This is a genomic window from Prosthecobacter debontii (genome assembly GCF_900167535.1).
GTDB classification, from domain to species: Bacteria; Verrucomicrobiota; Verrucomicrobiia; order Verrucomicrobiales; family Verrucomicrobiaceae; genus Prosthecobacter; species Prosthecobacter debontii.
In genome coordinates this window covers 123,175-147,146 of the sequence record NZ_FUYE01000015.1, presented here as the reverse complement: position 1 = coordinate 147,146, position 23,972 = coordinate 123,175, and the positions used below count along the sequence as shown (strand labels likewise).

Sequence of the window (23,972 nt, the reverse complement as noted above, 5' to 3'; positions counted from 1 at the left end):
TCGTAGGCGTTACCTTAACGTCTGCATGTGGGCCTACACCCCCTGATGTCTCCTCTTCCCCCCAGTTCTCCGCCTAATCCGCGTAGCCCTTTCGTGTGGCTACGCAACAAGTTCTTGGCGGGTGTCGCAGTGGCTCTCCCCCTGCTTATCACGTTCTGGATTCTGCAGAGTGCCTACCACATGCTCCATGGCTGGAGTGTGCCCTTGGTGGACTTCTTTGCGCGCTTTATCAATGAATTGGTCGGACGCGTGGTGGTGGACCCATCAGCCCCTACCTACCAGCATGTTCTAACCTTCGTTGGCTTCCTCATTCCGCTGATGGTTTTTCTGGCCCTCGGTGTGATGGCGACCAATGTCTTGGGCGTCCGTGTCGTGACGGCGATGGATAAGCTCCTGCTGAGCGTGCCCATCGTCTCCTTCATCTATAAGTCGCTCAAGCAGGTCATTGATGGATTCAAAGGTCTAGGTGGCCGTCAAAATTTCAAACGTGTGGTCTATGTGGACTATCCCTCAGGGGAGATGAAGATGCTCGGCTTTGTCACAGGCCAGTATTTGGACCCTCAACAGAATAAGGTTCTCGCTGCCGTCTTCGTGCCTGGAGCCTTGAGTCCCATGACGGGTCTGCTCATCGTTGTTCCAGTGGAGCAAGTCACGGATGCACCCCTCACGGTGGAAGATGCCATGAAGCTCATCTTCTCCGGCGGCTTGGTGGTGCCTCCTCGCCTCACGGCCCCGGCCTCGAAGCCAGATATCAATCCCGCTCCACTCCCGGTGGCCGACACCTCCGACGAAGAAGAGCCCGAACCTGCCTTGCCTCTCGGCCTGCCCCGGGCCGAAGATTTTGACTCTGGAGATCCGGATATTCTCAGCGATTCCGAACTGGAAGCCGCCGAACTGGCGGGCACAACATCCCGCTCACCCGGTCGCCGCATTTTGAGCGCTCTCACATGGAAGAAGAAATAATGCCCGTAAAAAGCTATCGCCGCGTCTTGCACTCGACGCATTGTCTGGCAAGGATAGGTGCTCCCAACACATGAGCGACCCCATCCGACACGAGTGCGGCATTGCCGTAGTCCGGCTGAAGAAACCCCTGGCCTATTATCAGGACAAGTATGGTAGCGCCCTGTATGGACTGGAACGCCTCTTTGGCCTCATGGCCAAGCAGCGGAATCGTGGCCAAGACGGGATCGGCATCGGCTGCTGTAAGCTGGATATGCCTCCTGGAGCTCCTTACATGTTCCGTGTTCGCTCCACCAAATCTGCCGAGGCCATCGGTGAGGTGCTGGCCGATGAGATGAAGGAGTTCAACCGCATCGCGCGCCGCGTGAATGCAGAGCGCAAAGAAATGCGTGATGAAACCGGTGCCGACTACACCCCCTTCGAAGAAGATCCTGACGCTATCAAACGCGAGTTCGAATTGGCAGGTGAAATCAACATGGGGCATCTGCGCTACGGCACGAGCGGTGCTTTTGGGAAAGGCAGCCTGCACCCCTACATTCGCCGTAGCACTTGGCCGACCCGTAGCCTCATGGTCATGGGGAATTTCAACCTCACCAACTCAGGTGAGCTGAATCAGATCATGATGCGGCGTGGCCAGCATCCAGTCTTCGATACGGACACCCAAACGGTGCTCGAAGAGATCGGTTTCCAGCTCGACGAAGCCCACACCGATCTTTATCACAAAATGCGTGACTCTGGGCTGGTGCCTCTTGAGGAAATCACGAAGCACATCAGTGAGCAGCTTGATGTCACTCAGATCATCCGCAAATCCGCCGATCTCTGGGATGGTGGTTACACGATTGCCGGTGCCATCGGCAACGGTGATTTCTTCATCATGCGTGACCCGCAGGGCATCCGCCCCTGCCACATGTATGAAGATGACGAGGTCATTGCTTTCGCGTCGGAGCGCGTGGCCCTGATGACAGTCTTCGAAGTCAACGAAGAGCAAATCAATGAGCTTCCTGCCGCTCACGTCTGTGTGATCAAATCTTCAGGTCACATGACCATCGCTCCATTCACTCAAGCCCAAGAGCAGCATCCCTGCTCCTTTGAGCGAATCTATTTCTCTCGCAGCAATGACTCCGTCATCTATCGCCAGCGCAAAGCGCTTGGTGAGCAGATGGTGCCTCAACTGATCGAGGCCATTGGTAATGACTGGGAGCATACGGTCACCAGCTTCATTCCTAACACCGCAGAGACCGCTTATCACGGGTTCCTCGATGGTCTTCGCTACACTCGCCGCCTGGAAGTGAAACAGGCCATCGTCGAAATGTTCCAGAGTGGCAGCTTTGATGAAACCAAGCTGGATGACCTCGTGCTGCGTAACTGGCCACGGTCGGAAAAAATCGCGCACAAGGACATCAAGATGCGCACTTTCATCGCCCAGGAGAGCGGACGTGATCAGCTCGTCTCCAGTGTCTATGACATCACTTACGGCGTTGTCAGTCCCAACGACAACTTGGTGGTGATTGACGATTCCATCGTCCGTGGAACCACCCTGAAAAAGAGTTTGCTGCGCATCTTGGCTCGCACCAATCCGCGTCGCATCATCGTTTGCTCCACGGCTCCTCAGATTCGCTATCCTGACTGTTATGGCATTGATATGTCGGAGCTGGGCAAGTTCATTGCTTTCCAGGCAGCAATTGCCCTGCTTGATGAGCGTGGCATGCGCCATGTGGTCAAAGAAACTTATGAGGCCTGCAAAGAGGAACTCCTGAAGCCGAAAGCAGAGATGACCAATGCTGTGAAAGCGATCTATGCGCCGTTCACCGATACCGAAATCTCCGCCAAAGTCAGCGAATTGGTCTATCCTCAGAACACTCAATGGAAGGGCGACATTCACGTCATCTTCCAGTCCATTGAAGGCCTTCACAAAGCCCTCGGCCCGGATTACGGTGATTGGTATTTCAGCGGTGATTACCCGACTCCAGGCGGTTTTGCCACCGTGAACAGAGCCTTCATCAACTTCTTCGAAGGCAAGGGCGGGCGCACTTACGACACCCTGCTCTGAGCCTTGTTGTTCGAGACATGATCCCTCTCAACCAGGCCGAACTGAAGCGTTATGCCAGGCATCTCACCATGCCTGAGTTCGGTCTGGAGGCTCAGCAAAAGCTCAAAGCCGCCCGTGTGCTCTGCATCGGCGCAGGCGGGCTCGGTTCGCCGATCAGCCTCTATCTAGCCGCCGCTGGTGTTGGGTGTTTGGGCCTTGTGGACCCCGATGTCGTCGAAGTCTCCAATCTTCAGCGTCAGGTGCTTTTTGGTGAAAGCGATATCGGCCGCCCCAAGCTGGAGGCCGCTCGGGATCGCCTGCTGGACGTGAATCCGCACATCGAGGTGCGTCTCCATCGGGAGCTCTTTACCGCCGCCAATGCCCGCGAGATCGCGGCAGACTACGACATCATCATTGATGGCACGGACAATTTTCCTACCCGCTATCTCTCCAATGACACAGCGGTGTGGCTGAAGAAACCTAACGTTTACGGCAGTATCCTCCGCTTTGAAGGACAAGTCGCCGTCTTCGCACCTCATCTCGGAGCCCCGTGCTACCGCTGCATGTCCCCCACCCCGCCCAAGCCAGGTCTCGTGCCCAGTTGTGCTGAAGGGGGGGTGCTGGGAGTTCTCCCTGGCCTCGTAGGCACCATGCAAGCGCTGGAAGCCATCAAGCTAATCACCGGCATTGGACAACCATTGTTAGGCCGTCTCTTGCATGTGGATACCCTCAGCTTACGCTTTCGCACCTTCAATCTCCGCAAGGACCCAGATTGTCCAGTCTGCGGTGACCATCCCACCATCACTGAACCTATCGATTATCAAGGCTTCTGCGGTATGACACCTCCTCCAACCGTTCCAACCATTTCTGTTCAAGACCTTCATGAACATCGTCAAAAAGGCGACGATCATTTCCTGCTGGATGTGCGGGAAGCCGATGAATATGCCTTTGGCCATATCTCAGGCTCCACCTTGATCCCCCTGGGACAAGTGGCTGACAGAGCGGGTGAAATCCCAACGAATAAGCCTGTGTACGTCCATTGTCGTTCCGGTGCCCGAAGCGCGAAAGCCGTGGCAGCACTTCAAGAAAAAGGCTTCACCCAGATCTGGAACGTGGCTGGTGGCATCCTGGCTTGGTCAAAAGACATCGATCCTTCGGTTCCCGCTGTTTAAAATCTCTGCTGCATGGACCTCCACTGGATCAACGACTTTCTCCCCACCTTTCGGTGCCCCCACACGCATCAGCCCCTGCGCTGGGCTGAGGCCGAGGATCTGCAGCGTCATGGCAGAGCCGCCGATGAACAGGCTTTGGTGAATCAAGACGGAAGTCGTTTCTACCCGATCGATAACGGCATTCCGGTGCTGCTCCCTCAAGAGAGCTGAGCTTTTCGCAGTCAATCCCGGTGAGGCTTCCAACCAGGACCGCGTAGGACATAGCCCACACGCTTCCACCACGGCAGCGGACTCTGCCGCACATCTTGAACCATGTCTCGCCATTCGTGCAGCACGATATTCACCGGACCTCGGTCTTCGATGCTTTTCGTTAGCCCATAGCGCACGGGTTCTGTAGGCAGTTCCTTCTGAAAAGTGCCAAACAAATAATCCCAGATGATCAGGCACATGCCCATGTTCTTGTCTAGGTAGCATCCATTGGAGGCATGGTGCACGCGGTGATGGCTCGGCGTGACCAACACATACTCAAGCCAACCCAGACTGCGAATTCGCTCCGTATGAATGAGGCTGCCGTAAATCTGCGTTGCCGCATACATGAAGAGAATGTCCAAAGGATCGAACCCCAGCCACGCAATCGGCATGAAATAAAGGGTGCGATACACCGGTTGGAAGACGGACGAACGGAAACCCGTGGTCAAGTTAAACTCCACCGAAGAGTGGTGAGTGACATGCACCGCCCAGAATAACCGGCAGTGATGGTCCACATAGTGCAGGACGTAGTAGGCGAAGTCTTGGAGTAAAAACAGCAGCAGCCAGTAAGACCACCCCTGCTCCTCAGAGCTCCAATCCAAGACCCGATGATGCCAGCACCATGCTAGGATTGGCAAAACCAGCACGGCCCGTAGCAACAGATCCAAACTGCCATTGAGCGCCGCCATGTAAAAATTGGTCAGCGTCTCACTCCATGTGTAAGCACGAATGCCATGAAAGTGAGTGACCACGATCTCCAGTAAGATCGCTCCAAGAATGACCGGCACACTCACCGCGAGCAACAGTTGTTCCCGAAACAGTTCCATCAGCTTTGGCGAGACTTCACGTAGGCCACAATCTTTTGATCGTCATCCCCAGCGGCCCAGACGACACGCAAGAAGTCAGCCGGATGAATGTCATGTTTGGAAAGGAACGCACGGTCTCCACCACAGCAGAACATGGTATCCGCATCCATCTCACCTTTCAGCTTGGCACGCGCTTTGGCCATGATACGAGGCAGCCAGACAAAGCCCTCCAACTCTGCTGTTTTCGCAGGGAGCTCGGACGGCACGATCACGTTGGAGCTAGGCACGCCCTTCTGAATCGTCAGAAAGTAATCCCGCCGCACCGCTGCGACCAAAAGTGCTGTGATGGCCGTCGGGTTCTCACCCCCTGAAGTCACATTGTCTTCCACGAAGTCGAAGAACTCCCGCTCACGACAGCCGATCGACTTCAGAAAATCCTGATCTTCATCGCTGAACCAGCTCTCGAAGTCTTGATTACCCTCATCGTATTCGTCCACGCAGGCATCGAATAGTTCCACGAAATAGGAATCCCAAATGTAGTGCTTCATATGAGCGGATGAATAAGCACAGCCCGTCGTCTGGGCACGCGAAAATTTCGCCCATTATGACATTCTTTGTCCCTAGGTCACAGACGCCCCCCGCTTTTGCAGACGAAAACTCAGCAGGGCCAGAAGAAAGGTGGCGGAGATCATCAATGTGCTCAGAGCATTGATCACCGGAAGGTTACGACTGTTCCGCATCATGCTCGCCACTCTCAGGGGGAGGGTCGTCGTGCCGGGACCGGAGACAAAAAACGTGATCACATAATCATCCATCGAGAGCGTAAAAGCCAGCAATCCTCCTGCCAGGATGCCAGGCATCAGGAGAGGAAGCAACACCCGCCGCACCGTCTGCCAACGCGACGCACCCAGGTCCCGAGCCGCATCCAGCAGGCTGACGTCAAAGTCCTGCAACCGTCCCAGCACCACCATGGCCACATAGCTCAGGCAAAACGTCACGTGAGCAATCCAGATTGTCATGAACCCAGTTTCCACACCTGCGGCGACAAATAAGGCGAGCAGCGACATCCCCATCAGCAGATCTGGCAGTGCAAGCGGCAGCGTCACCAAGGTGTGATGCACCGTCTGCAACCGAGAGCGAAATTGATGCAGCCCCCAAGCCGCCATCGTCCCCAATAACATCGCAGCCAGACTGGAACTCACAGCGATCTTCAGGGTCAAAAAAAGAGACTCCCACACCTCATCAGCCTTCCAAAGCTTGTCATACCATTTCCAGGTGAAGCCCTCCCACTCACCACCGAAGCGGGACTCGTTAAAGGAGTTCATCACCAGCACCACCAACGGTGCGTGGAGAAAGAGAAGAACAACAAGGCTGATGATCCGCGAAAACATCTTCAGTGCCTCCACAAGAGTCTCGTTTTTCCCGTTTTGTCCAGCGCCGTGCAGTTATTGCGCTTTGAAAACAAGAATTCACTCAGGATAAACGCCGCGCAGTTGCAAAGACTTCCCCCTTCGCTAGCGTTAACTCTGCGAGCGCGTCTCAATTGCACTTTCCATGCACGCCCTGTCTTCCCTTTCCCAGCTTCCTGTCGGTAAGTCCGGCATCATCCAGTCCATGCCCACTGGCCGGGCCGGGCTTACCCGTCTACGCGAGTTGGGCCTCACCCCAGGGGCTAAGGTGACCGTGGTGCGCCGGGCACCTCTGGGTGAACCGATCGAGATCACCGTTCGTGGTTCTCACTTGGCCATGCGCAATCACGAAGCCGCTGACATCTCCATCTCCCAAGCATGAGCGCCGAAATGCCGTTGCTGGCCATCGTCGGCAATCCGAACTCTGGCAAGACCACCATTTTCAACCTGCTCACGGGGTTGCGCCAAAAGGTGGGCAACTACCCGGGCGTCACGGTCGAAAAAAAGATCGGCGAGTGCTACAGCCAGCACGGTAAAAAACTGCGCTTAATTGACCTGCCGGGTGCTTACAGCCTGAACGCTCGCAGCCCTGACGAAGCGGTCCTGCGGGACGTCCTCTTAGGTCGCCGTCCCGACACGCCCCGTCCTGACCGAGTTGTTTTCATTGCCGATGCGGCCAACCTGGAGCGTAATCTCTACCTCCTGACCCAGGTGCTCGAGCTCGGCCTACCGACCGTCCTCGTGCTCAACATGATGGACATTGCCGAGTCGAAAGAGTGGCGGATTGATGTCCCCAAGCTGGCCGAAGAACTTGGAGTGCCTGTCGTGCCCATGCAGGCCACCAGCGGCACAGGCTTTCTGGAATTAAAAACCGCAATTAGCCGGGAAGACCTGCCTCTGCCCCGCTGGCACTCAGCCCCCCTCCCGGAAGACATCCGCTACGCGCTCCAGACCACTCGCAGCGAATTGCTGCAAAGCGGAGCGATCCATGACAAGACCACGATTCTTGAGCCGCTTTACCTGCTCTCCGACCACGATCCTCTGCATGCGGGGATTCAGGATGAGATCCTGGGGCAAATTCAAACGGGTCGCGAAAAGCTGAGTCAGGCTCATCCAGGCTGGGAAGATCAACTCGTGGCAGATCGCTACGCCGAGATTGAAAAACTGACGGCCAAAGTGCTTCGGCGTCCCGAGAAGGAATTGCCGACCTTCACCCAGAAACTGGATGCCTTTCTTCTGCATCCGATTTTTGGTGGCATCACCGTTTTAGCCTTCCTGGTTTTCCTCTTCTACCTCATCTTCAAGGTGGCCGAAGGTCCCATGGATTGGATCGATACCGGATTTGGAGCTTTGGGCACTTGGGTGTCTGAGCACATGGCCGCGGGCGATTTACGCGATCTGATTGTGGACGGTGCCATCGCTGGTGTGGGGGGCGTGGTCATCTTCCTACCCCAGATTCTGATTCTCTTTTTCTTCATCGGCATCATGGAAGACACGGGCTACATGGCCCGGTTGGCTTTCATTCTGGATCGGATGATGAGTCTCGTGGGCCTGAATGGGAAAGCCTTCATTCCTTTTCTCAGCTCCTACGCCTGCGCCATCCCCGGTGTCATGGCGACGCGCACCATTGAGAGTCCGAAGGATCGCCTCATCACCATTCTGATCGCCCCGCTGGCCAGTTGTTCGGCGCGCCTTCCCGTCTACCTGCTGCTCATCAGTGTGCTCATGCCGGATAGCGTCTCCACCTGGGCCAAGGCTTGGATCATGGTCGGCCTCTATGCCCTCGGCACCTTTGGGGCCTTTTTCTTCGCATGGATCTTCAATCGCACCCTCATGCGTGGCGCTAATGCGCCGATGATCCTGGAGATGCCCTCCTACAAGATGCCCGCCCTGCGCTCCATCTTGATGCTGGTATGGCAGCGAGCCAAGGCCTTCCTCGTCCGTGCAGGCACCATCATCTTTGCCATCTCGGTGCTCATCTGGGCAGCCTCCACCTATCCGAAGCATGAGTCTGATGATCCTTCAGAAGCTCTGCGCCACAGCTTTGCGGGACAGGCAGGCCACTTGATTGAACCCATCATCAAACCTCTGGGTTATGACTGGAAAATCGGCATCGGCTTGATTGGCAGCTTTGCCGCCCGAGAAGTGTTCGTTAACACCATGTCCGTTGTCTATGCCGTCCAGGCCGAGGAAGACGACGATCTGGCCCCTGTGCGGGATCGCATTCGGGAAGAAAAGCGTGCAGACGGCTCGCCCGTTTATACACCGTTGGTCTGCATCAGCCTTTTGGTCTTTTACGTCTTCGCCATGCAGTGCATCAGCACCATGGCCATCGTCAAACGTGAAACCGGCAGTTGGAAGTGGATGTTTTTCCAGCTCGGCTTCATGAGTGGCACCGCCTACGTCCTAGCCTTGGCCGTGTATCAAATCGGCAGCGCGCTTGGGTATTGAAGTTTCTCGGTAATTAGTGAGCAAAATGTCCTTCACGCGACTCTAAACCTCCAAAGCAATTCACTTATGGACGACTGGCAATCATGGGCAGCTCTGGGGGTGGTCTTGGTCACAGCAGCGGCCATGATTTGGCGCGCCATCCGAAATCAAAAAGCAGGTGGCAGCGGCTGCGGAGGCAGTTGCGGTTGTGGCTCGAAGATCAAAGTCAAACCGCACTGAGAAATCAGGCTGGGAATACACGTCCAGCCTCGTTATTCCTCATGCTGAATGCTCTCAAACACGGCACCGCCGAGGAGGCGATCTTGGTCGTATAAGGCGCAGATCTGCCCCGGAGTGAGAGCCCGCTGAGGCTCGGTGTAAATCAGTTCGGCGCGTCCCCCGCCAAGAGGACGGAACTCTGCAACTCCAGCCGGACAACGATAACGTGGCTGGGCCTGAAGCGTGCGGGCTTCATCCAGAGGGAGCCCCGTGGTGGAAATCGCACTCAAGGTGCAGCGCCGAGCCCACAGCAAAGGGGTATCTGGACGCTCGATCGCAATCACCAGTTCATTGCTCTCATGGCGTTTAGCCACCACGACATACGCTTGTTTGTAGAGATTGCTCGCCACGCCGATGCCCTTACGCTGACCGAGGGTGTAGAGGTGGAGTCCGCGATGCTCGCCCAGGACTTTACCTTCCAGATTTACAATCGGCCCCGGGCGATCCTCCACAAAGGTGCGCAGGAAGTCTTCCATCTTGACCTCGCCGATGAAGCAGATGCCTTGGCTATCCTTCTTCTCCGCCGTCTTGAGCCCAAGCCGCCGCGCTTCCTCACGCAGTTCCGGTTTCAAAAGATGACCAATGGGGAACCGGGCAATGCTCACCTGTTCCGGCTGCATCATGGCCAGGAAGTAGGTCTGATCCTTGTTAGGGTCGGCTCCGCGCAGGATCACCTGGGGATCACTGCCTTTACGCGCGTAGTGACCCGTCGCAATGGCATCGAAGCCGCGCTCCTTGGCCCAGTCCCACAGCACACCAAATTTCATCTCACGGTTGCACATCACATCGGGGTTGGGGGTGATCCCTTCCTGATAGCCTTCCAAAAGATACTTCACCACACGTTCCCGATACTCCTTCATCAGGTTCACCACGTGAAATTCGATCCCGAGCTGATCGGCCACGGCACGAGCATCCACGATGTCTTCTTCCCAAGGGCAATGACCGATGATGTTCTCCTCATTGATCCAATTCTTCATGTAGGCCCCTACCACCTCATGCCCCTCCCGGGCCAGCAGCGCCGTTGCGACACTGCTGTCCACGCCTCCCGACATCGCAGCCAAAATCTTCATCTTATCTTCAATGGCATAAACGAACGGCAGAGACAAATGGCGTTCGCACAGAAGCGAGTTCTTGTTTGCAGATGTTTATAATTACCATAAATTAGCCATTCATGAGCTACCTCGCCACACTCCACCGTTCCTGCTTAGCAGGGCTGGTCGGATTGTGCTGTCTCACGCAGACCTTGGTAGCGGCAGATCCTACCGCTGAGCAGCAGTATTGGTTGGAAATCATCAATCGCATGCGCCGGGCTCCAGCCGAGGAATTGGAGCAAATCGTGAACATGAGCAGTCCTGGCGTGTGGGACTCGGTGAAATCCGACCACCCAACCATTGCCGCAGCACTCAATTTCTATGGAGTCAGCGCAGCGGAGCTTTATGCCCAATGGAGCACGCTTTCCTCTGCACCTCCGTTGGCCTGGAATAGCTCGCTAAACACATCCGCCACCAACTATTCCAACACCATGGTCAGCCAAGATCAGCAGGCGCATGGGATCGGTGGCCAAACGGTCTCGCAAAAGATCATCGCGGGAGGTTACTCCTCACAGTGGCTGGAAGCAGCCGAAAGCCTCTTTGCTACAGGGGTGGATGTTTTGCATGGTCATGCAGCCTTGGCCATCGATTGGGGGCCGGATGGCGGCAGCGGCACAGGCCTCCAACCCGGCACCAGTCACCGAGAGACGCTGATGTCTGCACGGATCAAGGAGATCGGGATTGGCTTTCAAACGATCTCCATTCCAGGCTCTAACACCGAGGTCACCGGCCCGCTGGTGATCACTCAGCATTCCGCGACACAGTATCGTTCCACCGGCAGTGGCTTCGTCTCCGATGCCATCCTCACCGGCGTGGTTTATGCGGACAGCATTGCTGCCGATCTCTTTTACACCCCCGGGGAAGGCTGGGCTGGCACGCAGATCTTTATTTTCGATGATCTCACCAACCAGTTATTGGCCTCAGGCGTCACCAACAGCGCAGGTGGTTTTAACATCGCTCTCACTGGTTTCACCGATGGCATGCTCTACCGAGTGGAAGCTCCTGATACAGGCCTGGCCTCGCAGACCTTTACTCTGAATGCCCATACGGAAGTTTATGGAGCTCCGGTCTTGTTTTATGACAACGTGTATGCCGCTTTCCAGATCGTGCCCGAGCCGGGAACTTTAGGCCTTCTAGCCATCTCGGGTGTCTTACTTTTTCAGCGTCGCCGCTCACTTCTCTAACCAGTATTCATTCACGTTCATGCCTCGCTTCGTCCTGCTTTTCTTTATCTTGCTCGGCACCTCCCTGCATGCTCAATCCGTGACCGAACAGATCCGTTCTGTCATCGAGACGTATGAAACCAAAGTGCGCGCCAATACGCAAAAGATCATCGACGCCAAAACGGAAGAAGAAAAAGCCAAGTATCGCGGAACCATCCCCAGCGTAGGCCCCTATGCCACCCAGGTGCTGCAAATCGTGGAGAAGAATGCGAGCGAGCCTGGAAGTGCCACAGGCGTCTCCTGGCTCATTACGCAGGCGGCGGCCTTCCCTGAATATGATGCCGCGTTAAAACTGCTCGGCACCACCTATGCCCAAAGCAGCGGGATTGCGCCGGCCGTGAAGGCTCTAGAATATCAGCCTCTGGAAAAGGTGGAACCTATCCTCAAAACCATCCGAGAAACGAATCCTCATGCGGAAGAGAAAGCCGCTGCCCTTTACGCTTTAGGCATGCAGCACTTCCGCCGGTTTGATGCGGCTCTAACTCCTGAGCAAGCCGAAGCCTCAAAAACGCAGGCCATGGATTGCTTCCAGGAAATCGTTTCCAGTTACAGCCAGGTCAGCATTCAAGGCTTCCCCATTGCCGATCAAGCCGGACGCATGCTTTTTGAAATGAGTAATCTCTCGGTGGGCAGCGAGGTCCCAGAGATTGATGGCAAGGATGTGGACGGCACAGGTTTTAAGCTAAGTGACTTCCGTGGTAAACATGTGGTGCTCATGTTTTGGGGCGGCTGGTGCCACGCCTGTCATGGAGTCATTCCAAGTGTGAATCAATTCGTGCTGGAGACTCAGGGGAAGTCAGTGGTTGTGCTCGGCATCAATACCGACATCCCTGATGAAGCCCGCAAAGCTTATCAGGACTACCACGTGACTTTCCGCAATTGGTCGGATGGGACCACGAGTGGCCCCATCACCACGCTGTTTAATCTGCGCAACTTTCCCACCTTTTATCTCGTCGACCCCGAAGGCAAAATCGTCTTGAAACAAACCAGCATCGAAGCCATTCGCGAGAAGTTATCCCCACTCTGAATCCCCAGCTATTACAGCGTTAAGTTTCCTTGTTCACGCCTGTAAGCGCTGGCTAGAAGTGTCACTGGCTGCGTCACCCGTGCCGCGTCGCCCAAGCCATTGGCAATTTGAAGATGACATCCCGGATTGGAGGTGGCCACCACGGTCACTCCTGTGGCTTCGATGTTCTTGACCTTTCTCGTCAGGAGTTTAGCGGATTGCTCGGGCTGGGTGATGTTGTAAATACCAGCGCTTCCACAGCACCAGTTGCTTTCGGGCAACTCTTTCAAGGATAAGCCGGGGATCGCCTTTAACATCTGCCTTGGCTGATTCACCACTTTCTGACCATGACAGAGGTGACAGCTTTCGTGGTAGGTCACTTCCTGGGGAATAGCTTCACTCAACGGAGCTCGGATGCCGATCTGGCCTAACCATTCATGGATGTCTTTCACCTTTTTGTCCCAGAGCCTTGCTTTCTCAGCGTAAAAAGGATCTTCGTGCAAGAGGTGAGCATAAGTTTTTAGATGTGATCCACATCCCCCGGCATTGGTGATGATGGCATCCACGGATTCCAAATCAAAACTATCAATCTGCCGCCGCGCCAACTCCTGGGCCATCTCCACGGCTCCGTTGTGAGCATGCAGGGAGCCACAGCAAGATTGAGCCCGCGGAGTGATGACTTCACAGCCGTTGGCGAGGAGAACATCCACCGTGTCTCGGTTGATATTCGAAAAGGCGAGATCCTGAATGCAGCCTGTCAGCATACCGACTCGATAACGCCGCACAGGAGGTGTCTCGATAGGCTCGATTAAACCGTCCGAGAAGCTCTCAGCCACACGCGGTGTCTGCGGTTCCAGATCCCTCAGTTTTTTCGGCAGCAGTCCAAAGAACTTCACGCGCCGCAGTGCTTGATCCAAACCTGTCTTTTGCCACAAACGCAGTCCCCAGCCTGCGAGCCGAAGGAGCCTTGGATGCATGAACATCACGTTGAGTGTCAGCCAACGCCAAAAGTCTCTTTCAGGATGACTCGCCACTCCTGCCCGCTCGACCTCGGCGCGCGCTGTTTCAAAAAGCTCGGCATATTTAACCCCCGCAGGGCAGGCCGTCTGGCAGGCTAGGCAGCCCAGGCAATAATACATTTCATCTGCGAGAGCCTTGGTCACCTCTAACTCTCCGTCCGCCACACTGCGCATCAGTGAGATGCGGCCACGCGGACTGTTACGTTCCCTCTTCGTCTCCATGTAGGTGGGACAAGTCGGCAGGCACATGCCACAGTGCATGCACTGCTGGAGAACGGAGTAGTCGAGCGATTGGAGCAGATTCACAGGATGGACAGGGGCAAGGAAAGAAGCAGATAGCGGCTTCTGAAAGCACGTTCTTCCATCTTTTCAGAATCAAAGGGCATTTGTCACTGATGAAATCCGTGCCGAAGGTTTTCCGGCAGTGGATGAGCCTCATCAATGTCATGAACCTCAACGATGCGTCCATCGTCCATGGAAGCGATGCGGTCCGCATGCTGAAAGATACGATTGTCATGAGTCACGATCAAGACTGCGCGCTCAGGACTGCGGGCCACGCTTTCGAACAACTCCATGACCACCTGACCGTTCTTGGCATCGAGTGCAGCCGTGGGTTCATCGCAGATGATCAAGCGGGGCTCGTGAACCAGGGCCCTTGCAATGGCCACGCGCTGTTGCTGCCCGCCGGATAGCTGACTCGGGCGACTGCGTGCACGATCCCCCAGCCCCACCTCCGCCAGCACCTCACGCGCTTTTTTCTCCGCCTTGCTGGCCGAGACACCTTGGATCAGCAAAGGCACGCTCACGTTTTCGGCCAGTGTCAATGTGGGGATGAGATTGAAGGCTTGGAAGATAAACCCGATATTCTGTGCGCGGAACCGTGTCACGGCTGCCGTGCTCATGGTCTGAAGATCCTTTTCCAGCACGGTCAGATCTTGGGTTCCAGCATCCGGTTTTAGCGTCCCAGCTAAGATGCTGATCAGTGTGGTTTTACCACAGCCAGAGGGACCGATAAGCATGGTGATATCACCCAACCGCACATCCAGCGCCACGTCCTTCAACACATGGATGCGCGAGGCTCCATCGCCGAAGGACTTGTTCAGGCCGCGCACGCGAGCAGCCGATGGGGGAGCAGATTCAGCCATGACACATCAAAATTATCCTCGGAAAACCATGGCGGGCTCCAAGCGAGAAACCCGCCAGATCCCCAGGAGTGCAGACAAACTGCAAATGAACAAGATCACGCCCAGGACCATCCACGGCACCATCTGCGGCATGTAGAAAGGTGGCTGCTCATTGGCTAAAGCCCCGCGCGCAAATCCTGCCGTGAAAAATAGACCGATGCCATAACCGATCAGCCCGACCGTCACCGCTTGTGTCAAGAGCATCAAGCAAAGCGTCCCGGTGGAAGCTCCCATGGCTTTCAGCGCTCCGAGGTGCTTCATATTCTCCAGCACAAAGGAGTAAAACGTCTGGCATGAGATGGCCGTGCCCACGACGAACCCCACAATCACGGTGATGCCAAAGCTAATCGGGATACCGGTGTTACGGACATACCATGCCACCGTCGTCGTGTTAAAGTCCTGCACAGCCGGAGGTTTCTCAGCCGTGTAGTCATCCCAGGAAAAGCCACGGTTCAGATACCCTTTAAGCCCCGTTTCTTTGACAATGTCTTGAATGCACTGGGTTTCGCTGATGCCTGGTCGAGGCGCAGCGATCACCGCCGAAAGCATCTTCCGCTGAGGCGGGGTGTATTGCAGAGCGCGCTCATAGGTCGTCCACACATACGGCCCGCCAGTAAAGCTCTGCATGGTGTCGGCGATGCCGACCACACGAGCCTCTTGGTCGTTGATCTCAAAGGTATCTCCAAGCTTGACTTGCCCACCACGCTGCTGGGCTAGGCGCTTCACCCCCAGATCATCAATGATCACCGCATGCGGCAGCCTCAGATCTTCCAGACGTCCTTCGATCAGCTTCACAGGCGCACCCGCCAGGGTGGTTGCATCGATGCCGATGAGTTGGATGATCTTAAAGCTCCCATTGATTAAACGCACCCGCTGAATCCCCGAGTAAAGCGGGGCTGCCCAGGCCACACTGGACACACTCCTCACCCGTGCCACATCGGTATCTAGCAAGGGATTGGTCTCGTTCACCTGCTCGACTTTTCCCTCCACCACCCAGATCGGAGCGGGCACATTTTTCAGCGTTGCTGTCGTCCAGCTCATCAAGCCGCAAAACACCGCCGTTTGTTGCGCCATTAAAAAGGTCGCAAAGACCAGCCCAGCCACCAACATGAGATACTTCCCAGTATCACCAAACAGCATTTTAAGGGCGAGGCGGAGCATGCAAATGGGGGAGAGAACGGTGAGGATCACCTGTAGCGTCAGCTTCCTTTTACGAATGATCCGGGAAACTAGTGGCAGAAGACATGCCAGAAACTCGCGTTAGCTTTCGCGAAGTTTCCTAGTGCGCTCTTTATGATCGGCCACCGAAGAAGCTGCCCAGCCCGCTCTTCATCACACTGGCGAGGACGTCCTGCAGTTGATCTGCCGACGGATGCGCATTTTCAATGCTGCCATTGGGGGTCAGCTTATCGATGATCTGAGGAAAGAACTGGGACAGTAAAGGTAACAGCATCTTCACATCGAAGCCGACCCGCGCCGCCAGTTGCTCGATGTTATCCATGCCCAAGGCGCCTTGAAGTTGGCTCGGCTGCAAAGGCTGGTTTTCTCCTGTGGAAACCCAGGAAGCAAAGACTTCCCCCAACCCCGCTTGCTGAAAACGCTCCTTCAGGCCCGTCAATCCCCCAGCTTCACTCATCAGTCCAGAAAGCATGTCTGCCTGCTTCGCCCCGCCCAAAAGTCCGCCCATCGCTTGCTTTGCCAGAGTATCGAAAAGTCCCATAAGATTCCCAGCATGATGGGGGCTTGAGTCGAAGTCAACCGGAGCGGAGTTGTTCCGTTCCAGAGAGGATCGTCTTTTCAGGCCTCAATGGCCCAAAATCCCCACCAATAGAGATCCGACGAGAAGAGCAATGAAGGCGAACAAAAGCACCCAAACCACCTTCGAGGTCTTGCGCTTCACCTGAGGTGTGGCGGTGATGATCGCCTTATACTCATCAGACAAAACAAAGTTGGCTTTCTTGCTGAGGATCTGAGAGAGGATGTAGCCATTGATCAGCGTTCCCAGAGGAAAGGCAAGCAGACCGATGCATGAAAAAGTGATCGTGGGGATGCGCGCCCAACTCTGCAATTTTCGCAGCCCATAGCCAACCCAGCCTTGGAAGAAACCGAGACCACAAAAGAAGATCGCTAAAGGCAGGCGTCCTGCAGTTTCACCACTGGCTAATCCCATGACGCCAACGAGAATCACTGCCATTGCCCCCAGGAAATACAGCATGCCAACGCTCTTGATCGTGGCTTCCACATTGATGTGTTCCTCACGCAATCTTACTGCCTCGGGCTTCTCCTGAGGACTAAGTTCAGCTAGGGGTGGAGCATAGGGATTACTTTCCATAATCTCTCCAATGACACAATCTGAGTTTAAGTGTCAAACTTTTCGTTTGGTGCGCCAGATTTACTTTAATCTGGCGCACCCCTCAGGATTCGAACCTGAAACCTTCTGATCCGTAGTCAGATGCTCTAATCCGTTGAGCTAGGGGTGCATCGGCTTTTGGCCGCTGCAGCGTCGGCTGCGGATTGGAATACTAGATGAACCTTCCGCTTTGTCAAACAGTGCTGACAAAAAACTTTTCTTTTTTATCGGTGCCCCAGGAAAGGGCTTATGGAGCCGAGGTTTCGGCCTTCGCCGTCGCTGCAGCCACGCGCTTGCCAAGACAAAATAGATGCTTGTGACCTCGGATGAAAATCTGTCCCTCACTCAGCGCGGGCGAGGAAAAAACTTTTTCCTCCAGCTCACTTTCCGCCAGCAATTGGAATTTCTTACCGGGCTTCACCGATCGCAAGGTTCCGAAGTCATTGATGAAATAAACCCGACCTTCCGCCTCCACCAAGGAAGCGTGGTGTTCCTTCATGCGCTCTTCCCAAGCAATCTCCCCCGACTGAGTGTCGAAGCAGTGAGCGATGCCTGAGTCCGACACGATCAAAAACCAGCCATTCACAGACACGGGTGAAGGCACATAGGCCACGCCTTTATTCGTGCGCCATTCGATGTGCGTCTCTGTCACATCCCCCACACCATCTGGGCGGATGGCCAGGATGTGATGCTCCGGAAAACCACCACTGAGGAGGAGCAGGCCGGACTTTTCATCAAACACGGGTGAGGCCACAAATTGCTCCGTGGGTCCATCCATCATCCAAATCAGGCGCCCATCCTGAGGATCATAGCTGGTCACACACTGGCTCCCGGTCAGCACCATTTGCATGCTCCCCGCCATTTCTCGGATCAACGGCACGCAGTAACTACGCGTCTGGTTAGGCCGCTGAATACGCCAGAGTTCACGACCATCCGCCCGTGCCAATGCCACCATATAACCGAAGCCATCGTGATCACAGTTCACGATGACCTTGTCCTGAAAAAGAATCGGGCTAGAACAAAAGCCGTGCTTGCTGGCAAAGATACCGGGGCGCACCTGCCAGAGCTTCTTGCCGGTGAAGTCATGCGCACTGACAACGACCTCTGTTTGATCCAGAAAGGCGGTAAAGACGCGCTCCCCGTCTGTTGCTGGCGTGCTGGAAGCATGGCTGTTCAGACGATGCTTGCCTTCCAGATTGGATTTGATCACGGCTTGCTTCCAGAGCACTCGGCCCGTAGCACGGTCCAGACAGAGTAGCTGGCGGTCTTGAGTCTCGGCGTCAGAGGCGACGGTGAAAAGACGATCTCCCCAGACAATCGGCGAGGCATGACCTTCTCCCGGCAGTTCGGTTTTCCATTGCAGGGTCTTTTCCGTCAGCTCGGTCGGGAAGCCCTTGTCTTGACTGGTGCCATCCAACCTCGGTCCCCGCCACTGGGGCCAGTTTTCCGCATGAACAGTCGAGGCGAGAAAGAGCAACAGAAAAGCACGCATCATCACCAAGCATATCGGTATGAACTGACCGCATCAATCAAAAGACGTGCGATGATACACGCAGATCGGTCTCCAATAAAAAAGCGGGGCTGCCTCATCAGCAGCCCCGCCTCTTTTAAGAAGTCTTACTTAGCTTTGGCGAAGAGATCCGCCACAGCGCTCCAGTTCACCACATTCCACCAAGCGGTGATGTAGTCAGGACGCTTGTTCTGATACTTCAGGTAGTAGGCGTGCTCCCAGACATCGCAGCCCAGGATCGGGGTGCCGCTGCCGTCCATGAGCGGGTTGTCTTGGTTCGGTGTGGAGGTCACGGCCAGCTTGCCGTCCTTCACCACCAGCCAAGCCCAGCCAGAACCGAAACGGGTCGCACCAGCTTTTGCGAAAGCTTCTTTGAAGGCATCAAAGCTGCCAAACGCGGCGGTGATGGCATCAGCCAATTCACCTGTAGGAGCGCCACCGGCGTTCGGTCCCATGATGGTCCAGAACAGGCTGTGGTTGAAGTGACCACCGCCATTGTTACGAACTGCAGCCTGGATATCCGCAGGCACGCTGCTGATGTTCTTGCACAGGTCTTCGATGGAAAGGGATTCCAGATCAGCCTTGCCAGCGATGGCGTTGTTCAGATTGGTCACATAAGCGTTGTGATGCTTGCCGTGATGAATCTCCATCGTCGTGGCATCGATGTGGGGTTCCAACGCCGTTTTGTCGTAGGGGAGTGCAGGCAGGGTATAAGCCATAGTCGTTTAGTTTGGGTTAGAGTGGGTAGGTAGAGGTCGTTACGTCTTTGGGCAAGAAGAAGGTGCGGGTTCTGGAGAGAACTCAGCCATTCATCGAAACGCATTGTCGACCCACGTTCCTGCATATTCGCGTGCTTCGCCCTCTCCGCGCCCCTTCCTGTCATGAAATTTCCTGTCACAGGGTTTTCAAGGATGGATTCCCATGTGACAATTCCGTCACCTTTGCGACGTTTTTGTCATTTGCAAAACCCTCCGCTACCGTCTTTCTAGCTTCTTGGGTCGGCGAGACCCACCTTTCCTTTTTTGCATGCCTCCCAGTTCTTTAGAAGCTCCCACTTCCACGACACGCGCCAAGGCATCACCGCGCCCCGTCCCGGAAAGGTTCATTGTCTCCCGCGGCACCCTGAGGTGGGATCGGTTCATGAACTCCGCCATCGTCTTCGGTGGCATCGGCATCATCGTCGCGGTCTTTGGCATCTTTGCTTTCATCGTGCTGGAAATCGCCCCTCTGTTTCAGGGGGCACGCATTGAAGAGAAGATGAAGGTGCCACTGGCGGCTCCTCAAGGCGCTGTCGTGGGTCTGGATGAGTGGTCGCAGCTCCCCTTCTATTTCGATGGTGGCGCTGAAGTCACCTTTCAGCCAGTGAAGGGGGGCGCAGCCCACAAACTTCCGACCGGTTTGCCCGTAGGCACACAGGTCACGGCTCAACGTCACGATCCCGTCACACAACGCATCATTGTCGGCACTGCTGATGGTCAAGCAGGGTTCATCAAGCTCAGTTTTCAGTCCGATTATCAAGCCGGTAGTCAAGGGAGTGTGACGCCCAGCATCAAAGCGGAGCCCCTGATGCCGATTCGTGACCCATCCGCCACGGATGCAACCGCACCTAGGGCTGCGGCTCCCGTGCTGGATCTGGACTACGCCGATGCGGGAGATCGTAAACTCATCGCAGCAATTCAAGAGATCAATGGTCAAAGGGTGCTCAGCACCGTGAGCCTTCGGCAAAAGAAGAGCCTCATGGGCAAGGGAAAAACCGAGATCGAAGGTCGGGATGAACTGACCTCGCTTTTGGCAGGAGCTCACCCGATGCGCGTTCTCACCGCAGGCACTGCGGATAGCTTGCTTGCCCTCACGGATTCCGGCGAGGTCTTTTACTTCTACCGGAGCACCGGGCGCTGGGAACTCCGCCAGCAATTCAAGCCCTTCGATGGCGGACAAGTCAGCGGTGTCGATTGGCTTTTTGGGCAGGTCAGTGTGGTTTGTTACAATGATCAAGGTCAGGTGCGCATCTACAGCCTCTTCGTTCCCGAAGGGGGCACCACACGTCTGTTCGGGCTCACCAAGGAGTTTCAGCCGCTGCAAGGCCCCATCACTTATTACCGCGCCAGCCAGCGCAATAAATCCTTCCTGGTGGGCAATGCCAAGGAGTGTACGCTTTGCTATGCCACCACCGCCAGCATCCGCCGTCACGTGGAGTTGCCCTTCGAGGCCGTCTCCGTGGCCATGGACCCGAAGGCGGAACATCTGGGTTATCTGGATACACAGGGCACCATGCATCTGTATGAGATTCATGACCCCCACCCAGAAGCGGGTCTGAAGGCCTTCTTCGGGCAAGTGTGGTATGAGGGCTTTGCCAAGCCGAAGTATGAATGGCAGAGCACCAGCGGCACGGATGACTTCGAGCCGAAGCTGTCCCTCGTGCCTCTCATCATCGGTTCACTCAAAGGCACCCTGTATGCCATGCTCTTCGCGGTGCCGATCGCCCTGATGGCCGCCATTTACACCTCTCAGTTCCTGGCCCCAGGCATGAAACGGATCGTCAAGCCGGCCATGGAAATCATGGCTTCCCTGCCCTCCGTCGTGCTCGGTTTCCTGGCAGCGCTCTGGCTGGCACCGCTCATCGAAAGCCGTGTGCCGTCCATTTTATTGGTCATTATCTCAATCCCCCTCTCGGCCAGCCTGCTGGGGATCATCTGGGGGCGCTTGCCGATTCTGTATCGTAACAAACTCCCCAAAGGCACGGAGTATCTCTTGATCGCCCCGGTCATGGTGTTCTTCGCGTGGTTGGGCTGGGAGCTCGGCCCAGTTTTGGAAAAAGCCCTCTTCGTCGCCACCATGCCAGATGGCTCACAGGTGGCAGATTTCCGCATGTGGTGGCCTCAGTTCACCGGCATGCCTTATGATCAGCGCAACTGCATGGTGGTGGGTTTCATGATGGGCTTTGCCGTCATTCCCGTGGTCTTCACCATCGCTGAAGATGCTCTCTCCAACGTGCCGCCATCCCTCACCTCCGCCTCGGAGGCTCTCGGGGCGTCACGCTGGCAGGTGGTGCGCACCGTGGTGCTGCCCATCGCTTCCGCTGGTATTTTCTCTGCACTGATGATCGGCTTTGGCCGTGCTGTGGGTGAGACGATGATCGTAGTGATGGCCACGGGTAACACCCCTGTCATGGATGAAGCCGGCCGCTTGATCTTTGGCGACTTTGGCCTGGGTGGCGGTCAATTCCCCCTGGCGGATCACTGGAACATTTTCAATGGCATGCGCACCCTGTCCGCCAACATCGCCGTGGAACTGCCGGAAGCAGCCCAAGGCTCCACCCACTACCGCACGCTCTTCCTCGGTGCGCTGGTGCTCTTTGGCATGACCTTCATCCTGAATACCCTGGCCGAAGTGCTGCGCCAGAAACTGCGGGATAAATTCAAAATCGTCTGATGTCTCAATCGCCCTCTCAAACGCCAGCACGCACCAAAGGCGAGGTCAAAGTGTGGCTCACTGCCGCCGGACTCACCGTGGGTCTGCTCATGATCAGCGGCCTGCTCCTGCTCATTGCGGCCAATGGTCTCTCTGTCTTCTGGCCGGATCAGGTCGCCGTTTTCACGATCAAGGAGAACGGTCAGGAAACCCAGATCGCCGGTAGCCTCGTCAAAACACAGCAGCGGAGAAAGCCGGATGGCAGCTTCGCTACCGAGCATCAGATCTACACCGGGAACAAAGATGCCTATAACCTCGGCTTCCGTTTCATCAATGACGCGGACATTGTCGCCCAGGCCGATACCAAGGGCATCTACGTGGCGGAGCGCATGGAGTATGGCGACTCCATCTTCACCCCCGTTGCGCTTCAGTTCGCAGACGGCAGCCGCCTGAATGCGGACGACGCCAGCTTCTCCGCCCGCTTTCATCAGCTCGTGGATGAGGCCAATGAGCGCCGTGCAAAGATCCTGCACATCGAGAAAAACGAAATCGGCGAGATCAATGCGCGGATGAAGAAGCTGGAGATCCGTTCCCGTAAAGAGGATCTCAAGGACGAGATTGCTGAAGAACAGAAGCTCTATCAAACGCTGGCGGATGAAGCCCAGAAACTACGTGCCCAGCAGACCGCCGATAAGCTCATCTACAAACTCGCCTCAGGTGAGGAGCGCACCCAGAACGTCGGCGACATCCTCTACTTTTATCAGCCGAATGACCTGAGCTTCTTCGGCAAGCTCGGGGTCTTCATCCACAGCGTCTTTGAATTCCTGTTCACAGAACCTCGTGAAGCCAATACCGAGGGCGGCATCTTTCCCGCCATCTTTGGCACCTTCGTCATGACGGTGCTGATGGCGGTCATGGTCACGCCGTTCGGCATCATCGCCGCCATTTATCTGCGTGAGTATGCTCGGCAGGGCATCGTCGTTCAGATCGTGCGCATCTGCGTCAATAACCTCGCTGGCGTGCCGTCCATCGTGTTCGGCGTGTTTGGCCTGGGTTTCTTCGTTTACGGCGTCGGAGGTTTCATCGATGGCGGTGTGAAATATCCCCTGCCCCCGGCGTGGTGGTTTGCCGCTGGTTTGGGAGCGCTTACCTGCATCGGCGTCGCCGTTTATCTCTCCACGCATAACCGCACCGCCATTCCGACTCAGCAGAAGCGGCAGAAATTTTTGCACAAGGTCGAAGGCACCCTCTGGATCACCAGCGTGTTCCTGGTCATCATCACGATCGCGCGCTGCCCCTACTTCCACGGTTTCTTCAGCGATCAATTGCCCGCGCCTACCTTTGGCACGGGCGGCATTCTCTGGGCTTCCTTGACCTTGGCCCTCATGACCCTGCCCGTGGTCATCGTGGCGACTGAGGAGGCCTTGGTCGCCGTGCCGCGTGGCGTGCGCGAGGCAGCCCTGGCCTGCGGAGCTTCCAAGTGGCAGATGATCCAACGTATTGTCCTGCCCAGCGCCCTTCCGGGTGTGATGACCGGCGTTATCCTGGCCATGGCTCGTGGTGCGGGCGAGGTCGCACCGCTCATGATCACCGGTGTGGTTAAGCTGGCCCCATCCCTGCCGCTGGACCTCTCCTGGCCTTTCATCCATGCCGAGCGCAAGTTCATGCACCTGGGCTTTCACATCTACGACCTCGGATTCCAATCTCCCGATTCCGAAGGGGCGAAACCGATGGTCTTTGCCACCACCCTGCTGCTCATTCTTCTCGTCGTCGCTTTGAACCTAGCCGCCATCCAGATCCGTGCGCGGCTGCGGAAAAAGTATCAGGCCAGTGCGTTTTAATCC

General features: G+C 55.9%; 22 protein-coding genes and 1 tRNA gene. 11 read left to right on the top strand and 12 right to left on the bottom strand.

Annotated elements, in window-relative coordinates; translation table 11 throughout:
• Nucleotides 1-45 precede the first annotated feature (45 nt).
• The 4 genes from B5D61_RS19405 to B5D61_RS19390 all read left to right on the top strand — a co-directional run bounded on the left by B5D61_RS19405 (nucleotide 46) and on the right by B5D61_RS19390 (nucleotide 4,371).
• Nucleotides 46-963: a DUF502 domain-containing protein gene (locus tag B5D61_RS19405; protein WP_078815080.1), complete on the top strand. Its 918-nt coding sequence runs from the start codon at nucleotides 46-48 to the stop codon at nucleotides 961-963.
• 70 nt (nucleotides 964-1,033) lie between these two features.
• On the top strand, nucleotides 1,034-3,010 hold the full coding sequence (locus tag B5D61_RS19400; protein ID WP_078815079.1) for an amidophosphoribosyltransferase: 1,977 nt from the start codon (nucleotides 1,034-1,036) through the stop codon (nucleotides 3,008-3,010).
• A 17-nt stretch (nucleotides 3,011-3,027) separates the two neighbouring features.
• Nucleotides 3,028-4,161 (top strand): molybdopterin-synthase adenylyltransferase MoeB, encoded by a 1,134-nt coding sequence (moeB, locus tag B5D61_RS19395; RefSeq protein ID WP_078815078.1) that lies wholly within the window; start codon nucleotides 3,028-3,030, stop codon nucleotides 4,159-4,161.
• 12 nt (nucleotides 4,162-4,173) lie between these two features.
• Nucleotides 4,174-4,371, top strand: a complete 198-nt coding sequence (locus B5D61_RS19390) for a Trm112 family protein (protein ID WP_078815077.1) — start codon at nucleotides 4,174-4,176, stop codon at nucleotides 4,369-4,371.
• Nucleotides 4,372-4,382: 11 nt separating this feature from the next.
• Here B5D61_RS19390 and B5D61_RS19385 read toward each other — a convergent pair whose 3' ends face one another.
• From B5D61_RS19385 to B5D61_RS19375, 3 genes are all read right to left on the bottom strand, one after another.
• Nucleotides 4,383-5,237 carry a sterol desaturase family protein gene (locus B5D61_RS19385; protein WP_078815076.1) on the bottom strand — a complete coding sequence of 285 codons (855 nt, stop codon included), beginning with the start codon at nucleotides 5,235-5,237 and terminating at the stop codon, nucleotides 4,383-4,385.
• Nucleotides 5,237-5,764 carry a DUF5069 domain-containing protein gene (locus tag B5D61_RS19380; RefSeq protein ID WP_078815075.1) on the bottom strand — a complete coding sequence of 176 codons (528 nt, stop codon included), beginning with the start codon at nucleotides 5,762-5,764 and terminating at the stop codon, nucleotides 5,237-5,239. The genes B5D61_RS19385 and B5D61_RS19380 overlap by 1 nt, the downstream gene beginning before the upstream one ends.
• A gap of 72 nt (nucleotides 5,765-5,836) precedes the next feature.
• Nucleotides 5,837-6,607, bottom strand: coding sequence for an ABC transporter permease (locus B5D61_RS19375; protein WP_078815074.1), 771 nt, complete (start codon nucleotides 6,605-6,607; stop codon nucleotides 5,837-5,839).
• A gap of 163 nt (nucleotides 6,608-6,770) precedes the next feature.
• Between B5D61_RS19375 and B5D61_RS19370 the strand changes: the two genes are divergently transcribed.
• The 3 genes from B5D61_RS19370 to B5D61_RS19360 all read left to right on the top strand — a co-directional run bounded on the left by B5D61_RS19370 (nucleotide 6,771) and on the right by B5D61_RS19360 (nucleotide 9,295).
• Complete coding sequence (locus B5D61_RS19370; RefSeq protein WP_078815073.1) at nucleotides 6,771-7,007, top strand: FeoA family protein; 237 nt, start codon at nucleotides 6,771-6,773, stop codon at nucleotides 7,005-7,007.
• Nucleotides 7,004-9,076 (top strand): ferrous iron transport protein B, encoded by a 2,073-nt coding sequence (feoB, locus tag B5D61_RS19365; protein ID WP_078815072.1) that lies wholly within the window; start codon nucleotides 7,004-7,006, stop codon nucleotides 9,074-9,076. The genes B5D61_RS19370 and feoB overlap by 4 nt, the downstream gene beginning before the upstream one ends.
• A 66-nt stretch (nucleotides 9,077-9,142) precedes the next feature.
• Entirely contained in the window at nucleotides 9,143-9,295 is a 153-nt protein-coding gene (locus B5D61_RS19360; RefSeq protein WP_078815071.1) for a FeoB-associated Cys-rich membrane protein, read from the top strand.
• 32 nt (nucleotides 9,296-9,327) lie between these two features.
• On the opposite strand, the gene mnmA is transcribed toward B5D61_RS19360, so the two are convergent.
• Complete coding sequence (mnmA, locus tag B5D61_RS19355; RefSeq protein WP_078815105.1) at nucleotides 9,328-10,404, bottom strand: tRNA 2-thiouridine(34) synthase MnmA; 1,077 nt, start codon at nucleotides 10,402-10,404, stop codon at nucleotides 9,328-9,330.
• A 101-nt stretch (nucleotides 10,405-10,505) separates the two neighbouring features.
• On the opposite strand from mnmA, the gene B5D61_RS19350 reads away from it, so the two are divergent.
• Both B5D61_RS19350 and B5D61_RS19345 read left to right on the top strand, forming a co-directional pair.
• On the top strand, nucleotides 10,506-11,609 hold the full coding sequence (locus B5D61_RS19350) for a CAP domain-containing protein (protein ID WP_078815104.1): 1,104 nt from the start codon (nucleotides 10,506-10,508) through the stop codon (nucleotides 11,607-11,609).
• 19 nt (nucleotides 11,610-11,628) lie between these two features.
• Complete coding sequence (locus tag B5D61_RS19345) at nucleotides 11,629-12,675, top strand: redoxin domain-containing protein (RefSeq protein ID WP_078815070.1); 1,047 nt, start codon at nucleotides 11,629-11,631, stop codon at nucleotides 12,673-12,675.
• A gap of 11 nt (nucleotides 12,676-12,686) precedes the next feature.
• Here the strand turns inward: B5D61_RS19345 and B5D61_RS19340 are convergent, their stop codons facing one another.
• The 8 genes from B5D61_RS19340 to B5D61_RS19305 all read right to left on the bottom strand — a co-directional run bounded on the left by B5D61_RS19340 (nucleotide 12,687) and on the right by B5D61_RS19305 (nucleotide 19,436).
• Entirely contained in the window at nucleotides 12,687-13,979 is a 1,293-nt protein-coding gene (locus tag B5D61_RS19340; RefSeq protein WP_245846569.1) for a (Fe-S)-binding protein, read from the bottom strand.
• Nucleotides 13,980-14,062: 83 nt separating this feature from the next.
• Nucleotides 14,063-14,818 (bottom strand): ABC transporter ATP-binding protein, encoded by a 756-nt coding sequence (locus B5D61_RS19335; RefSeq protein ID WP_078815068.1) that lies wholly within the window; start codon nucleotides 14,816-14,818, stop codon nucleotides 14,063-14,065.
• A 12-nt stretch (nucleotides 14,819-14,830) separates the two neighbouring features.
• The gene (locus B5D61_RS19330) at nucleotides 14,831-16,018 is read right to left on the bottom strand and encodes an ABC transporter permease (RefSeq protein ID WP_078815067.1); all 1,188 of its coding nucleotides are present in this window, start codon (nucleotides 16,016-16,018) and stop codon (nucleotides 14,831-14,833) included.
• Nucleotides 16,019-16,148: 130 nt separating this feature from the next.
• Nucleotides 16,149-16,640 carry a YidB family protein gene (locus tag B5D61_RS19325; RefSeq protein WP_425440075.1) on the bottom strand — a complete coding sequence of 164 codons (492 nt, stop codon included), beginning with the start codon at nucleotides 16,638-16,640 and terminating at the stop codon, nucleotides 16,149-16,151.
• A 21-nt stretch (nucleotides 16,641-16,661) separates the two neighbouring features.
• Complete coding sequence (locus tag B5D61_RS19320) at nucleotides 16,662-17,189, bottom strand: hypothetical protein (protein ID WP_139373374.1); 528 nt, start codon at nucleotides 17,187-17,189, stop codon at nucleotides 16,662-16,664.
• A gap of 71 nt (nucleotides 17,190-17,260) precedes the next feature.
• Nucleotides 17,261-17,337: transfer RNA gene (locus tag B5D61_RS19315), tRNA-Arg, on the bottom strand.
• A gap of 117 nt (nucleotides 17,338-17,454) precedes the next feature.
• Nucleotides 17,455-18,702 carry a PQQ-binding-like beta-propeller repeat protein gene (locus B5D61_RS19310; protein ID WP_139373373.1) on the bottom strand — a complete coding sequence of 416 codons (1,248 nt, stop codon included), beginning with the start codon at nucleotides 18,700-18,702 and terminating at the stop codon, nucleotides 17,455-17,457.
• 122 nt (nucleotides 18,703-18,824) lie between these two features.
• The gene (locus B5D61_RS19305; RefSeq protein WP_078815064.1) at nucleotides 18,825-19,436 is read right to left on the bottom strand and encodes a superoxide dismutase; all 612 of its coding nucleotides are present in this window, start codon (nucleotides 19,434-19,436) and stop codon (nucleotides 18,825-18,827) included.
• A gap of 307 nt (nucleotides 19,437-19,743) precedes the next feature.
• Here B5D61_RS19305 and B5D61_RS19300 point away from each other — a divergent pair, with 307 nt between their 5' ends.
• Complete coding sequence (locus B5D61_RS19300) at nucleotides 19,744-22,149, top strand: ABC transporter permease subunit (protein WP_078815063.1); 2,406 nt, start codon at nucleotides 19,744-19,746, stop codon at nucleotides 22,147-22,149.
• Nucleotides 22,149-23,969 carry an ABC transporter permease subunit gene (locus tag B5D61_RS19295; protein ID WP_078815062.1) on the top strand — a complete coding sequence of 607 codons (1,821 nt, stop codon included), beginning with the start codon at nucleotides 22,149-22,151 and terminating at the stop codon, nucleotides 23,967-23,969. Before B5D61_RS19300 ends, B5D61_RS19295 begins: the two co-directional genes overlap by 1 nt.
• Nucleotides 23,970-23,972: the final 3 nt, after the last annotated feature.